Annotated in this window: 15 protein-coding genes; 14 read left to right on the top strand and 1 reads right to left on the bottom strand. The window is 30.9% G+C overall.

The features are described 5' to 3' along the window. Window positions 1-5: 5 nt before the first annotated feature. Window positions 6-638, top strand: coding sequence for a Pr6Pr family membrane protein (locus tag ACL_RS04240; protein WP_012242803.1), 633 nt, complete (start codon window positions 6-8; stop codon window positions 636-638). Here the strand turns inward: ACL_RS04240 and ACL_RS04235 are convergent. After that, window positions 635-1,537, bottom strand: coding sequence for a transcriptional regulator (locus ACL_RS04235; protein ID WP_012242802.1), 903 nt, complete (start codon window positions 1,535-1,537; stop codon window positions 635-637). The two genes, ACL_RS04240 and ACL_RS04235, sit on opposite strands and share 4 nt — an antisense overlap. A gap of 127 nt (window positions 1,538-1,664) precedes the next feature. On the opposite strand from ACL_RS04235, the gene ACL_RS07475 reads away from it, so the two are divergent. The 13 genes from ACL_RS07475 to ACL_RS04175 all read left to right on the top strand — a co-directional run bounded on the left by ACL_RS07475 (window position 1,665) and on the right by ACL_RS04175 (window position 14,143). Continuing rightward, window positions 1,665-1,838, top strand: coding sequence for a hypothetical protein (locus ACL_RS07475; protein WP_012242801.1), 174 nt, complete (start codon window positions 1,665-1,667; stop codon window positions 1,836-1,838). Between the two features lie 291 nt (window positions 1,839-2,129). Next, window positions 2,130-2,612 (top strand): NUDIX hydrolase, encoded by a 483-nt coding sequence (locus tag ACL_RS04230; RefSeq protein WP_012242800.1) that lies wholly within the window; start codon window positions 2,130-2,132, stop codon window positions 2,610-2,612. Then, the gene (locus ACL_RS04225; protein ID WP_012242799.1) at window positions 2,609-3,091 is read left to right on the top strand and encodes a hypothetical protein; all 483 of its coding nucleotides are present in this window, start codon (window positions 2,609-2,611) and stop codon (window positions 3,089-3,091) included. The genes ACL_RS04230 and ACL_RS04225 overlap by 4 nt, the downstream gene beginning before the upstream one ends. After that, window positions 3,091-4,626, top strand: coding sequence for an ABC-F family ATP-binding cassette domain-containing protein (locus tag ACL_RS04220; RefSeq protein ID WP_012242798.1), 1,536 nt, complete (start codon window positions 3,091-3,093; stop codon window positions 4,624-4,626). The genes ACL_RS04225 and ACL_RS04220 overlap by 1 nt, the downstream gene beginning before the upstream one ends. Before the next feature lie 72 nt (window positions 4,627-4,698). Continuing rightward, window positions 4,699-4,848 carry a 50S ribosomal protein L33 gene (gene rpmG / locus ACL_RS04215; RefSeq protein ID WP_012242797.1) on the top strand — a complete coding sequence of 50 codons (150 nt, stop codon included), beginning with the start codon at window positions 4,699-4,701 and terminating at the stop codon, window positions 4,846-4,848. A gap of 37 nt (window positions 4,849-4,885) precedes the next feature. Beyond that, on the top strand, window positions 4,886-5,509 hold the full coding sequence (locus tag ACL_RS04210; RefSeq protein ID WP_012242796.1) for an MBL fold metallo-hydrolase: 624 nt from the start codon (window positions 4,886-4,888) through the stop codon (window positions 5,507-5,509). Between the two features lie 16 nt (window positions 5,510-5,525). Beyond that, window positions 5,526-6,269 (top strand): type III pantothenate kinase, encoded by a 744-nt coding sequence (locus ACL_RS04205; protein WP_012242795.1) that lies wholly within the window; start codon window positions 5,526-5,528, stop codon window positions 6,267-6,269. Window positions 6,270-6,284: 15 nt separating this feature from the next. Continuing rightward, window positions 6,285-7,919 (top strand): phospho-sugar mutase, encoded by a 1,635-nt coding sequence (locus ACL_RS04200; protein WP_012242794.1) that lies wholly within the window; start codon window positions 6,285-6,287, stop codon window positions 7,917-7,919. Window positions 7,920-7,935: 16 nt separating this feature from the next. After that, window positions 7,936-9,183, top strand: a complete 1,248-nt coding sequence (locus ACL_RS04195) for an aminopeptidase P family protein (protein ID WP_012242793.1) — start codon at window positions 7,936-7,938, stop codon at window positions 9,181-9,183. A gap of 49 nt (window positions 9,184-9,232) precedes the next feature. Then, window positions 9,233-9,853 carry a hypothetical protein gene (locus tag ACL_RS04190; RefSeq protein ID WP_012242792.1) on the top strand — a complete coding sequence of 207 codons (621 nt, stop codon included), beginning with the start codon at window positions 9,233-9,235 and terminating at the stop codon, window positions 9,851-9,853. Then, on the top strand, window positions 9,850-10,593 hold the full coding sequence (locus tag ACL_RS04185) for a hypothetical protein (protein ID WP_012242791.1): 744 nt from the start codon (window positions 9,850-9,852) through the stop codon (window positions 10,591-10,593). The genes ACL_RS04190 and ACL_RS04185 overlap by 4 nt, the downstream gene beginning before the upstream one ends. Before the next feature lie 38 nt (window positions 10,594-10,631). Beyond that, the gene (locus tag ACL_RS04180; RefSeq protein WP_012242790.1) at window positions 10,632-12,356 is read left to right on the top strand and encodes an ABC transporter ATP-binding protein; all 1,725 of its coding nucleotides are present in this window, start codon (window positions 10,632-10,634) and stop codon (window positions 12,354-12,356) included. Beyond that, entirely contained in the window at window positions 12,353-14,143 is a 1,791-nt protein-coding gene (locus ACL_RS04175) for an ABC transporter ATP-binding protein (RefSeq protein ID WP_012242789.1), read from the top strand. Before ACL_RS04180 ends, ACL_RS04175 begins: the two co-directional genes overlap by 4 nt. The last annotated feature ends 170 nt before the right edge of the window (window positions 14,144-14,313 follow it).

Raw genomic sequence — 14,313 nt, 5'->3', positions numbered from 1 at the left:
CATATATGAGTAATTGGATCCAATCCATCAGAGATAATAAAAAAACAACAAAGACAATCGCAGGTATTATTTTCATCTTCAATGTGTATGCAATGATAGATTTATTCTTTTTAAATGAATCTATGTTAGAGGTTTTAGAAAGATTAAGAATGTTTACAAATATTTCCAATATGATAGTATTTGTTGTAGTTGGTTTATATTTACTAAACATACATCAGGAAAAATGGTTTAAATATTTAGCTGTAATTGGTTTGGTAGCCATATTGATGACAGGCATCATATATCATGCACTGCTAGCAGAGCCAGGCATGTCGTTCCAAAACCATGTGGTTCATACGATCAACCCAGTACTATTTGCAGCATTTTACTACCTACTTATTCAAGAATGTATCAAACTACGCCATGTATGGGTCTCACTTATCTTGCCAATATTATATTTTGGGATTATTTTAGCGGTTGGTCCATGGACCAATTGGTATCCATACAATTTTATGAATCCAACATATGGTGATCAATCACTTGGTAGTGTACTAATATTCTGTTTAGGTATCATGCTACCGGTCATTGTATTATTTACAGTTTTACTTGTATTACTTAAAAATTTCATAGAGAAATTAATAAATAAAGGTTTGAACTAAATGTTCAAACCTTTTGATTTATACTTCTTAAGTTGATATTCAATTGCAAACTGATTTAAATCCATGTTGAAATCTTTTCTTACTAAATTAAGTATTTTTGACGTTTTAGTTGGGTTGTCCATCATTTCTAGTGTTGTATAGCACTTATATAAATTTAAATTGAATAACTCTTGGTTACCTAGATTGTAATAAGATAATGCCAAGAAGTAATAGTAGTAATCAAGATTTAAAAAATATCTTGCCTTTAAATTCGTAGCGATACCCATCTTACAAAAATGTATGACATTTTTAAAATCTTTCTTAACACCAGAGTACTTTGCAATCATATATATAATCATGTTAAAAGTTAATATTTGACTTCCTGTCCATATCAAATTAGGATTAGATAGAAACGACTGGATTTTTGGAAATATTTTGTTTTGTTCTTCTTCATCAGTATAGGGCAATAAACTGGATAAAATTACAGTTTCAATCATAGTCATTGCTGCGTGAGATAAAATTTTTGGATAATCAATGAGATTCTTGTTATATATTATATAATCTGATTTTGTAATTTTATTTTCCATGTAATTCATGAGTGACTTAGCATGTTCATATAATTTAAGATTATAATTATCTAAGATAAACTTAGGACTAATATTTTCTCCGATTAATTTAGCTTTATCTAATTCGTTATTATTGATTGCGTTATAAAAATCTAGAACTATTTCTGCCTCTTTAATTGCATAGTTATCAAATTCCAACAATAATATTTCTTTTTTGGTATTTAATCGCTCAGCAAAAGCATCTAATAAATGATAGGGCATTGCTGAACTTCCGTTTATGTAACGTTGATATTGTCTATTTGAAATGATACCATCCGTAAAATCTTCTTGCGAAATGCCTCTGGAAAAACGCATTTGTTCGAGAAAAAGAGCTAATTCTTTTGAGTGATTGAACAATTTTTTTACTCCTTTCACTATACGACATATATGTCGTGTCACAATATAAGGTTATTTAGTAGAATATAGACATGAGGTGATTTAAATGAAAAAATTATTATTAGTAATCGTTTTATTCTTAGTGGCAGTAGTATTTGTTTCAAATATGTCTGCATCTGTTGTTAATGATCATCCTGAGAGAGCTCAAAGCTCAAAACTAGGGTTTGAAGATTTTGGTAATACTGATCTTGCTCCAATTGCTGGAGTCGTGCACCCTTAATTATACATCATATTCGTGTTTAAATTTATTTTTGAAATCCTTTTTTGATTGAAAAAAATAAAATTATTAAAACAACCTCTTTTTACTTCTTGTAATTTAGCATTCTCCAGCATAAATTACAAACAAGATATTCTGTACTCTCCCTACAGAAATCACTCTTAAAATAGAGTTCTAATTTTCTTATCTACTTTTAATACTAGCGCATTTAAAAGTATTTGGGAAACTTGAAACTCTATTTTTATTTTGTCATGCATGTTATAATAACTAAGATGATGAAAAGGAATAATAAACATGCAATTTTTATACACTTTATGCTTTATTAAGCGCGGAAAATCCATATTAATGCTCAACAGAAATAAAAGTCCATGGTTTGGTATCTGGAATGGTGTGGGTGGTAAAAGAAATCAAGGTGAATCACCACTAGATTGTATACACCGAGAAATATTAGAAGAAACCAATATAAAAGTGGATAAACATAGCATTTTTGATAAAGGTATCGTAACTTGGAACGGTGAGTTTAATACACCCTCTTTAGGACTTCATCTTTATTTTGCTGAAGTACCAGAAGACTTTGATTATATAACACCAATTGAAACAAGAGAAGGTATATTAGCTTGGAAACAAATCGATTGGATTGTTAATAAAGAAAACTTAGGTGTATCATATAATATTCCCTACTTTATCATGAATGTTATTCAAGATAAGAAAAAATATCATTATCACTGTGAATTTAAGGGGAATGAACTCTTAAGTGTGGAGGTAAAAGCTTTATGACAGACATTACAGATATGTATTTATACATAATTATTGGCGCTGCTGCTATATTATTAATTTATGGTGCTTATTATGGTGTCAGTAAATACTTGGAAAAACAATCACTAAATATACAAGAAATTAAATCGATATTAGAAACACATGGCACACTACATGAAGAAGGTTTATACTTATCTTATGACTATCAAGGTCTAACATATAGTGTTATAATGATAAAGGTTCAAAAATATGCAAAATTTCAATTTAACTCTAGAACTATTTGGGAAAAGAAGATAGGTCAAAAGAAATTTTATACCGATCAAACCATCTTTTCTAAAATGCCTAACAGAAAAATTGTAATCATATATCCTAATGAAGGACCATTTACTTATCATTACGATGAAAGTGATGTACGTTTCACTAAACCTAATGAACGTATTTGGGATATGCATGTTATACCATTTAATGAACTGGATACTGTATTAAAAGAAGGACTATAATGAGTTTACTTGATGTTACAAATTTAACATTTTCATATGACAATGATTTACTTTATGAAGACGCTAATTTGCGTCTTTTTGAAGGTGAACACGCTGTATTAGTAGGTAAAAATGGTGCGGGTAAATCTACCTTATTAAAAATACTAAGTAAAAATCTTTCACCGGATAAAGGTGAGGTTTCTTGGCTGAGTGGGCAAAAGGTAGGTTATCTTGACCAATATGCCAAAATCGATGATAAACTTACAGTTAAATCGTACTTATATGATGTATTCTTGCCATTATTTGAAAAAGAAGAGCTCATTCAAACCTTATATGAATCTATTGGGACAGCTGATCCAAAAGATTACGATAAAATTTTAAACAGAGCACATCGTTTAGAAGAAGAATTACAAAAGGATAACTTTTATGCGATTTCATCCACTATTTCCAATATTATCAATGGTTTGGGTCTAAATATGGAAGTATTAGACCAACAAATTAAAACATTATCTGGTGGTATGCGCGCTAAAATTATTTTAGGTAAGCTACTCTTAGAAGATTGTGATGTTTTATTATTAGACGAACCAACAAACTTTTTAGATATCAAACATATAGACTGGTTAATTAAGTTTTTAAATGGATTTAATAAAGCTTTTATCGTTGTGAGTCATGATGAGTATTTCTTAAGACAGATTGCTACAACTGTATTTGCGGTAGAAGGTAAAACGATATTAAGATATAAAGGTAATTTCGAGTTTTATTTAAATGAACATCAATTACGTGTTCAGACACAACAAAAAACATATCAAGCCCAACAAAAGTTTATTGAAAAAACAGAAGATTATATCAAGCGTAACATTGTACGCGCTTCAACAACAAAAATGGCACAATCAAGACGTAAAATGCTAAAAAAACTTGTTAGAGTGCACAAACCAGTGCTTGATAAAAAGATCCATATTGAGTTTTTATATGGTAATTCAGTTGGTAGAGAAGTATTAAAGGTTAAAGACTTAAGTATTGGCTATGAAACACCTTTAGTAGAACCTATCGAGTTCATTGTAAGAAAAGGTGAGAAAGTTGCTATAACAGGTAAAAACGGAGTTGGTAAATCGACCATGATTAAAACCTTAATGGGTATTATCCCACCACTTGAAGGCAGCTTTGACTGGATTGATAATACACAAATATTATATTATGAACAAGATATTAATCTAGAGGATAAATATACACCATTTGAATTAGTGCATCATGAAAACCCAGAACTTGATAGAAAAGATATTTTATCGATTCTAGCACAGTTTGGTATTACCTTTGATATGGCCTCTAGAGCGCTTGGAACGCTCTCTGGTGGTGAAAAAACAAAGGTGAAGTTTGCACTGACAAGAACACATAAATCTAACGTAATTATTCTTGATGAGCCTACAAATCATTTAGATAAGCATGCGAAGCTTGTTTTAAAAGAAGCTTTGATAAAATATCCAGGAACCGTTATTTTAGTTTCACATGAAAAATCATTTTATGAAGAAATATGTGACTATGAAATTCATTTATCATAAATATATATTTTTAAGTTGATAAATCTATTTAATTTTGTTATACTTAATATTGCAAGTTTGGAGGGATGATTCATGCGTGAATTAGTAAAATTAGTTTGTACAGAATGTGGCGATGAGAACTATCACACAACTAAGAATAAAAAGACAACACCAGATCGTTTGGAAATGAGTAAGTATTGCCCACGTACAAGAAAGTATACGCTTCATAGAGAAAAGAAATAAACTATCTTTAGTATAGTTTTTTTTCTATTTATAAGACATGATATATACATTTAACGGTAATGAATCATATGCTCATGCATACATGATTTGTAGATTTGGTCATTGTTTATTAATTGATCCCAATATAAATTATAGTGAAATAGAATCTAAATTAGGAGACCAGATACTTGATGGCATCCTACTTACACATGCTCATAGTGATCATACATCACTTATTCATCTATTTAATGTGCCAATTTATGTGCACAGTGATGATGCAGCATTACTTTTCGAAGATAAATATAATGGGTATTCAAAAGATAATCCAAGACCATATGTACGTAAACAACTAAACATTCAAACGATTGAAGATCAAGTAAAAATTCCACTGGCAGATCATGAGGTGGTTGTTTTTCATACACCAGGACATACAAAAGGTTCTGTTTCGTTTTTATATCAAAAATATATATTTACAGGTGATACACTTTTTAAAGAAAGTGTCGGTAGACATGATTTATATAGTGGCAACTTATTTGATTTAAAACGCAGTGTATTAAAGCTTATTGATGATCTAAATGACAATATCATCATTAAACCTGGCCATGATGATGCTTCAACAATAAGAAATGAACGTAAAAACAATCCATTTTATATAAAATGGAAAAAACAAGGTAAAATATAATAAGAGGTTAAAAAATATGATTATATTATTTGATGTAGGTAATACTAGTATTTATACAGGTTTATCCAATGGTACAAACATTGATGAGACATTTAGAATGAATACCGATATCCATAAATCACCGGATGAATATTTTGTCACATTAAAATCTTTTATTGATCCAAATGTCATTACTGGCGTTATTATTGGTTCAGTCGTACCGCTTGTTACACAAGCTTTAATTGCATTAACTGAAAAATATTTAAAACTAAAACCAGTCGTTATTGAACCAGGCACAAAAACTGGTATTTTTGTCAAAGCAGATAACCCTAGAGAAGTTGGTGCAGACTTAATCGCAAATGCTGCAGGTTTAGATAACCCACATCCAACACTGATTATAGACTTAGGTACTGCCAACAAATTAATCTATGTAAAAAACCAAATGATAACTGGTGTTATTATTGCACCAGGTCTTCAACTATCGATTCATGCGCTAGATGGAAATACTGCACTCTTACATGAAGTGGATATTAAAGTACCTAAAAAATATTTAGGCAATAATACGATTCACTGTATTCAATCAGGTGTTGTCTACGGGACTATTGTTATGATTGAAGGTATGTTTGGCCGTATTAGAGAAGAGGTAGGCGAAGATTTTGATGTAATCATCACTGGTGGCCTATCTAGTTTAATCTTAGAACACATTAGGTTAGATATTAAGCAAGATAAAGAGCTTGTATTAAAAGGATTACTTAATATCTATAAGAAAAATATAAAGTAATAGGGGATATGAAATATGACATATCAAGATAATTATAAGATTTGGTTAAATGGAAATGCCTTATCAGAAAAAGAAAAACAAACACTACTTTCCATGGATGAAAAAGAAAAAGAAGAATCTTTTTACCAAGAATTAAGCTTTGGAACAGGTGGTATCAGAGGTATTTTAGGTTTAGGACCAAATCGTATTAATAAATATACGATTCAACGTGTAACATTAGGATTTGCGAATTACTTAAAAAGTGAACATAAATTAAATGGTGTAGCTATTTCATATGATAATCGTTATGGTTCTTATGAATTTGCATACGAAGCTGCAAAAGTACTAGCATTTAATGGTATTAAATCTTATATCTATAAAGCATTAAGACCTACCCCAATGTTAAGTTATTTAGTCAGACACTTTAAAACTTCAGCAGGTATCATGTTAACAGCATCTCATAATCCAAAAGAATATAATGGATTTAAAGCATATAATGATACAGGTGCACAGTTATCAACCGATGAATCTAATAAAGTCATTGAAGAAATTAGTAAGATTGCATCACCATTTCATATTGGTACGCTAGATAATGACCTCATTCACTGGATCGGTGATGAAATTGATGATATTTACTTAAATGAAGTAGAAAAAATAGCTGTAAGACATGATGAAAAAGACTTAAAAATCGTTTACTCACCACTTCACGGAACTGGTGGTACTGTGATACCAAAACTCCTTGATAAGACAGGTTACACCGTTTATAGGGAACCAAATCAAATGAAGGTAGACCCTGAATTTAGTCATACGAAATCATCAAACCCAGAAGATCATATCGCTTATGAAAAAACGATTGAGCTTGCTAGAAAAAAAGATGCAGATGTCATCTTTGTTACAGACCCAGATGCTGATAGATTGGGTGTTGCATATAAACTAAATGATGACTATCACATTTTAAATGGTAATCAAACAGCATCGATGATGTTATATTACATCTTAAGTGAAAAGAAGCAACCTTCAGGTATTGTTTATACAACGGTAGTATCATCTCATTTACTTAAAGATATTGCACATAAATACAACCAAAAGGTTGGAGAAACTTTGACAGGTTTTAAATTTATTGGTGAACAAGCAGAAAAAAATCAAGGTAAACTACCTTACATCTTCGGATGTGAAGAATCCTATGGTAGTTTAGTATCTGATTTTGTAAGAGATAAAGATGCTGTTCAAGCAGTATACTTATTGGCTGAAATACTAAATACTTTAAAATCTAGAAATCTTACTGTTAAAGACTATTTAGACGAAATTTATCATATATTCGGATATTATCTTGAAGACACCATCAATTTAACTTTAAAAGGTATTGAAGGATCTAAACGTATTATCCAAATTACGGACTATGTTAGACTACATGGTATCAAAATTGATGGCTTTGAAGTTAAAAAGAAAATTGACTTTAGTAAAGGTATGATACATCCTCATGATATTGTACTACCGCCATCTAATGTATTGAAGTTTGAAAGTGATCAAGGCTTTATTATCTTTAGACCAAGTGGTACTGAGCCTAAATTAAAGATTTATATCTCAGTTAAAACGACGAGTCATGCAGCATCTAAACAAAAAATTAGCGATTTAAAAACAGCCATTATGGCGTTTATAAATCAGATATAAATAAGGAGTGTTACATATGTTTAAGACACGTAGAAACAATTATTTAAATCAAGTTGAAGAAAATAGTTTAACTGTATTGTATGCAGGACATGCACCACATTTATCAAATGATTCTTATTATCCATTTATGGTCAATAAAAACTTTTGGTACTTAACAAATATTGACCAAGCAGGTGCTGTTTTACTTATGGGTAAATCACCTCACTTAACAGATAGTTATTTATTTATCAAAAAAATTGATCCAGTAGAAGCATTATGGGTAGGCGCTTCCTTAAGTTTTGAAGAAGCAAGTAAGTTATCAGGTATTCCATTATCTAATATTATTGATATTGCACAGTTTGACAGTTTCTTTGCCCAACTATTAACTCAAACAAGACGTGCACTATTTGGTACAGTAGATAAAGTGTATTTTGATATTGAACGTCAAAGTCCAATGGATAATCCACTACTTGGTGAGAAAAAAGCAAGTGAATTTAGTAAAACATACCCACATATTAATATTAAAAATGCACAAGGTATGATTGCTGATTTAAGAAGTAGTAAAGATAGCAGTGAGGTTGCAGCCATTAAAGGTGCAATTCATGTATCTAATCTAGCAAATACTGCACTATTAAATGCACTTAAAACAGCTACAAATGAAGCGGACCTTTATGCTGAATTTAATTATGTTTTAAATAAAAATCAAACTAAACCAAGTTTTAATGAAATTATTGCAAGTGGTAAAAATGGAACAATTCTTCACTATGAAAAGAATAATGATACGATTCATGAAGACGATTTAGTATTATTAGACTTAGGTGTAAGATACAATCAATACGCATCTGATATTACGAGAACTTATCCTGCAAGTGGGAAATTTAGTCCACGCCAAAAAGAAGTGTATGAGGCAGTGCTTAAAGTTAATAAGGACATCATTAACTGGGTTAAAGCGGGTGTTACTCAATTTGAATACAATCAAAAAGGTAAAGAACTCTTAACTCAGGCAGCTAAAGATTTAGGATTAATTAAAGAAGATGCTGAAATCATTAAATATTACTATCATGGCTTAGGACATCCACTTGGCCTTGATGTACATGATGTAGGAGATCCTACAAAACCATTTAAAGTCGGTCAAGTCATTACGGTTGAACCAGGACTTTATATTGCAGAAGAGGGTATTGGTATCCGTATTGAAGATGATCTGTTATTAACTGAAGATGGATGTATCAATTTATCAAGTGATATCATTAAAGAAGTTAAAGATATCGAAGCTTTCATGAAATAAAAGTCAAAATTAAGGAATCCTTCTACTATAAAGTAGGAGGATTTTTTTAATGAAAACTAAGTTAATATGTTTATTGCTGGTTGTACTTATCACATTAAGTACTCAAACGAGTTTTGGTTATGCAGATTTTCAAGATTTTACAAAAGTAGGTACAAATAAGCTATTAGATGAGTTTACCCCATCAGATTATGATTATGCCTATAAAGAGTTAGGGCGTAATAAATTTGCTGGATGGAAACATTATTATGTCACAGAAAATATGAAAGTTACTTATACATCTGAAACACTTTTTAGTTATTACAACAACGGAAAATCACCCATTACATATAATTATAAAGCAAGTAAGAAGACAATTAGTTCATACACCTTAAAGGTCAGTGGTGGTGTCAAACTACAAACTCAAAAAGATAATAAAGTATTTGGTAGTGGACTTACTGCTTCCTTAAATATGGACTATGTCTATGATAATAAGACAGAAGATATAGAAACTTTTGATATTAAAGTTTCTATAGAGCCAACTACACAAATGGTACTTTATCTTTATGGTGAAGGTAAAATTACAAATGGGGTTGCAAAAAACTACTTATTTTGGATTGAAATTGCTAAAGGTGGGTTTGAGATCTTTGTAGTAACAACCCACTATCAGCGATTAGAAATTACACCGATATGAGAAAATACATTACATTTAGTATCATCATGATAACTTTGGTGGCTATACTTATATATTTATACTTACCCAAAAAGGGACTGGATGAAATATTAGTCGTACCAGAATCGCATTATATTTTATTTGAACAAGATAAAACGATCAGCATGAAGTATTTTTCTACTAAAAAAGATATTTTAGATGAACAAATGATCTTAAGTACGTTCATATATAATGCCGATGAAACGATTAAGTTTCAAATAGAAGAAGTGTATATTGATACATATCACAATGAGCAGTATCAAGATAAAACTTACTATGGATACGAACTCATACTAAAACTACCTGAAATTGATGCAACCTACTTGATGGATAAGTTGTATATTAAACTAAACTATCATCATGACGTATATGAATTCTTTGCAGGTAGGCTTTATGTAGAATATCCAGAACAACAAGCAAATCATATCCACTGGTATGGTATTGAAGGTATCAAAGATGATTTACCAAGATTGTTTCAAATTATTGTGGATGTGGCGTTAAAAACAGAAATAGATACTATATATGTTGGACCAGATGAAACACCATTTCATCTGGGTTTAGACAATATCATTATTCAAGTATTACCAAACGATTATCTATTTAGTACTACTTTTGTAAAGGTTATTACGAGTGAAGGTATTACTTATTTACCTTATTTTTCATATTTTGTAAATTATGAACTATTAAGCGCTAGATTGCATCATAACTACGTTATTTATTGAATTATTATGTTAAAATAAATAACAGAGGTTATGTAAACATGTTATTTATATTTAGAAAAATGGGCAAATATAAGGGTCAAGTGATTTATTCACTTATTGTTAAGGCACTCGCTGCCGGAGCAGACTTATTATTGCCTTTTATATTAGCTTATATGATTGATGAACTTTTATTTGAAGTGACTACATCAGATTATTGGTTACTTATATTTACCGGTATTGGTATGTTATTAATTGCACTATTAGGTTGGTTTTTTAATATATCAGCCAATAGATCTGCAGAAAAAGTATCTAGCTTAACAGTTAGAGATGTTAGAAATGAGCTCTTTTATAAAACTGAAAAGTTAAGTGCTTCTCAAGTGGATGAAATATCAACATCATCACTTATTTCAAGACTTACATCAGATACCTATAATATTTTCCAAATGGTAGGTTCCTTACAACGATTAGGTATACGTGCACCAATGTTATTAATTGGTGGGATTATCATGTCTGCGTTTATGGATCCACTCCTAACTTTAGTAATGATTGCGATGTTACCACTTATTTCTATTGTAGTATGGCAATACTCTAAAAAAGGTCAACCACTTTATAAAGATATTCAAGTTCAAATGGATGAGATTATTAGAGTCTTAAGAGAAAATATTACAGGGGTACGTGTAGTGCGTGCACTATCTATGACAGATTATGAGCAACAACGTTTTAAGAATGAGAACAAAAAAGCAGTAGATAAAGAACTCATTGCTACAATTACTATGAACAAGATTAGCCCTATTATTAGTGTCGTAATGAATGTTGGATTGGTCATTGTCCTCATCTTTGGTGCATATAGAGTTGCTGATGGTGCTACAAAGGTAGGTCAAATCTTAGCGTTAATTACTTACTTTACAATCATATTAAACTCAATGGCATCTTTAACACGTATATTTATTAGAATGTCAAAAGCTGCTGCATCAGCTGAGCGTATTGTAGAAGTTCTAAATATGGAAACTCAGATGGTTGATGGTAATTTGCCGCTAGTAATGAATGATGAAGTCCATTTAGAATTTGATCATGTAGATTTTTCATACCAAGGTAAAGAATCACACCTAGAAGATATTACATTTAAAATTTCAAAGGGACAAACATTAGGTATCATTGGAGCTACAGGTAGTGGTAAAACTACAATTATTAACTTGATTATGCGCTTTTATGATCCTCAAAAAGGTGTGATTAAAGTATTTGGAGAAGACATTAAAAATATCAACCGTGATGAATTACGTAGACATGTTGGTTTGGTGTTACAAAATGACTCAGTCTTTTCGGATACGATTCACGAAAATATCGCATTTTCTAGACCAGGAGTTGATGCAAATCAAGTAAAGATGGCAAAAGAAATTGCTCAAGCAGACTTTATTGATGATATACCAGAAACTTATAACTATGAAATTGCTCAACGTGGTACCAATATTTCAGGTGGACAACGTCAAAGACTATTAATTGCCAGAGCTGTTGCCAGCAATCCTAAACTCTTAATTTTAGATGATGCTTCATCTGCTCTGGATTATAGAACAGATAAAAACTTAAGATTTGCTATTACAACACATCTTAAAGATACAACTAAAATTATTGTTGCTCAACGTGTATCTTCTATCAAAGATGCAGATTTAATACTTATTATTGATAATGGTAGAATAGCTGCTCAAGGTACACACGAAGAACTATTAAAAACAAATGAGATTTATCAATTGCTTGTAAAACATCAATTAGGGGAGGGGTTAGTATGAATCGGGGCGGACGTAAAGGTCGAAACGATGGTTCAGATGTTGCTAAAGACAGAAAGAAAACCCTAAAAAGATTATGGTTTTATCTATCGTTTTATAAGAAAAGATTAGTTATAGGTATTATCCTTACCGTATTATCAAACGCTTTATCATTAATTGGGCCTTACTTAACAGGTAAGATGATTAATGAGATGGTCGTAGTGAATAATGGACTTAATATCGATTTTAATGAAGTATTTTTATTAGGTGGACTGATGATTTCTTTTTATCTAACCTCAGCACTTATGAATTATATCTTAAGTGTTGCTTTAGTTAAAATGTCCCAAAGTGTCGTTTTTAAACTTAGAACTGATTTATTTAATAAAATGACAACGGTAAGTGTAAAGTACTTTGATACAAACCAAACAGGTGACATCATATCTCGTATGAGTTATGATATTGACACGATTGCTGGATCACTTTCATCTGATGCACTTAGTTTGATTACATCAACCATCACACTGGTTGTATCCTTTATTATGATGATAATCGTATCTCCGCTTTTATTACTTATCTATTTTATTACCATACCTTTAAGTTTCTTATTAACAACCTTCTTATCAAAAATTATTAAGAAGAAGTTAAGAATTAGAAATAAGAGTTTAGGTCAACTAAATGGTTATACTGAAGAGATGATTAGCGCACAAAAAACAATTCAATCTTATGTTCAAGAAGATAATGTCTATGAAAGATATAAGATTTTAAATGAAGATACAACAGAAAAGAGTTATGAAGCAGGATATTATTTAACAACTACAGGACCCGGTGTATTATTTATTAACAACTTTGGTACAGCACTAGTGGGTACTGCAGGTGCCATATTAGTCTTATTTGGTCGTATAATGGTTGGTGACTTATCTGCATTTATGCTCTATTCTAAACGTTTTTCAGGACCAATTAATCATATGAGTAACTTGGTTGCTGATATTCAATCAGCACTTGCTGCTGCAGAACGCGTATTTTATGTACTTGATCAAGACGATGAGACTCAAGATATCTTAGATGGTAAAGATTCAGGTATTACTGAAGGCCAAGTCACATTTGATGATGTAAGTTTTAGATATGTAGAAGATAGACCGGTACTGCAAAACGTAAGTTTTGATGTAAAGCCTGGTCAAACAGTTGCTATTGTTGGACAAACTGGTGCTGGTAAAACGACACTCGTGAATTTAATGATGAGATATTATGATATAAATTCAGGTAAGATTTTAGTGGATGGTATACCAATTGAGTCGTTTAATAGAAAATATTATAGACGTGCATTTTCAATGGTGTTACAAGATACATGGATATTTAAAGGTACAGTGTTGGATAATATCAAATATGGTAATGGCGATTGTTCATTTGAAGAGGTAGTAGAAGCCGCTAAAAAGGCACGTATACACCACTATATTTCACATCTACCCAATGGATATGACACGGTCTTATCAGATGAAGGTGTAAACATTTCAAAAGGACAAAAACAATTAATTGTTATAGCAAGAGCGATGTTAAGTAAATCTCAAATGCTTATTTTAGATGAGGCAACATCGAATGTAGATACTTATACTGAAGTCAACATTCAAGAAGCTATGCTTAACTTAATGAAGCATAAAACAACATTTGTGATTGCACATAGGCTATCTACAATTAGAAATGCTGATATCATCTTACTAGTTGAAAAAGGTAATATCATTGAAAAAGGTACCCATGAGAGCTTAATGGAGCAAAAGGGCAAGTATCATGAACTCTTTATGTCACAATTTGCGTAAATTGGTATCAAAGATACAAAATATGTTTGACAAATGAGTAGATATTATATATAATAACTACGGTAATATTGTGAAAAGAAGAGATACCCTCTCACCTGATGGTCCATCCTTGGGTAAATAGCACGCTAACATTTATTTAATTTCGAATTTTAGTGCAAAGCGGGTATATT

It is taken from the genome of Acholeplasma laidlawii PG-8A, assembly GCF_000018785.1.
Classification (GTDB): Bacteria; Bacillota_I; Bacilli_A; order Acholeplasmatales; family Acholeplasmataceae; genus Acholeplasma; species Acholeplasma laidlawii.
Note: the sequence above shows the minus strand (reverse complement) of the source record. Positions and strands in the feature narration are given on the sequence as shown.

What these genes read in the sequence shown, in the direction of transcription:
- ACL_RS04240 (WP_012242803.1), top strand. Translation starts at nt 6, where the DNA reads ATGAGTAATTGGATCCAATCCATCAGAGATAATAAAAAAACAACAAAG.
- ACL_RS04235 (WP_012242802.1), bottom strand. Translation starts at nt 1,537, where the DNA reads ATGCGTTTTTCCAGAGGCATTTCGCAAGAAGATTTTACGGATGGTATC.
- ACL_RS07475 (WP_012242801.1), top strand. Translation starts at nt 1,665, where the DNA reads ATGAAAAAATTATTATTAGTAATCGTTTTATTCTTAGTGGCAGTAGTA.
- ACL_RS04230 (WP_012242800.1), top strand. Translation starts at nt 2,130, where the DNA reads ATGCAATTTTTATACACTTTATGCTTTATTAAGCGCGGAAAATCCATA.
- ACL_RS04225 (WP_012242799.1), top strand. Translation starts at nt 2,609, where the DNA reads ATGACAGACATTACAGATATGTATTTATACATAATTATTGGCGCTGCT.
- ACL_RS04220 (WP_012242798.1), top strand. Translation starts at nt 3,091, where the DNA reads ATGAGTTTACTTGATGTTACAAATTTAACATTTTCATATGACAATGAT.
- rpmG (WP_012242797.1), top strand. Translation starts at nt 4,699, where the DNA reads ATGCGTGAATTAGTAAAATTAGTTTGTACAGAATGTGGCGATGAGAAC.
- ACL_RS04210 (WP_012242796.1), top strand. Translation starts at nt 4,886, where the DNA reads ATGATATATACATTTAACGGTAATGAATCATATGCTCATGCATACATG.
- ACL_RS04205 (WP_012242795.1), top strand. Translation starts at nt 5,526, where the DNA reads ATGATTATATTATTTGATGTAGGTAATACTAGTATTTATACAGGTTTA.
- ACL_RS04200 (WP_012242794.1), top strand. Translation starts at nt 6,285, where the DNA reads ATGACATATCAAGATAATTATAAGATTTGGTTAAATGGAAATGCCTTA.
- ACL_RS04195 (WP_012242793.1), top strand. Translation starts at nt 7,936, where the DNA reads ATGTTTAAGACACGTAGAAACAATTATTTAAATCAAGTTGAAGAAAAT.
- ACL_RS04190 (WP_012242792.1), top strand. Translation starts at nt 9,233, where the DNA reads ATGAAAACTAAGTTAATATGTTTATTGCTGGTTGTACTTATCACATTA.
- ACL_RS04185 (WP_012242791.1), top strand. Translation starts at nt 9,850, where the DNA reads ATGAGAAAATACATTACATTTAGTATCATCATGATAACTTTGGTGGCT.
- ACL_RS04180 (WP_012242790.1), top strand. Translation starts at nt 10,632, where the DNA reads ATGTTATTTATATTTAGAAAAATGGGCAAATATAAGGGTCAAGTGATT.
- ACL_RS04175 (WP_012242789.1), top strand. Translation starts at nt 12,353, where the DNA reads ATGAATCGGGGCGGACGTAAAGGTCGAAACGATGGTTCAGATGTTGCT.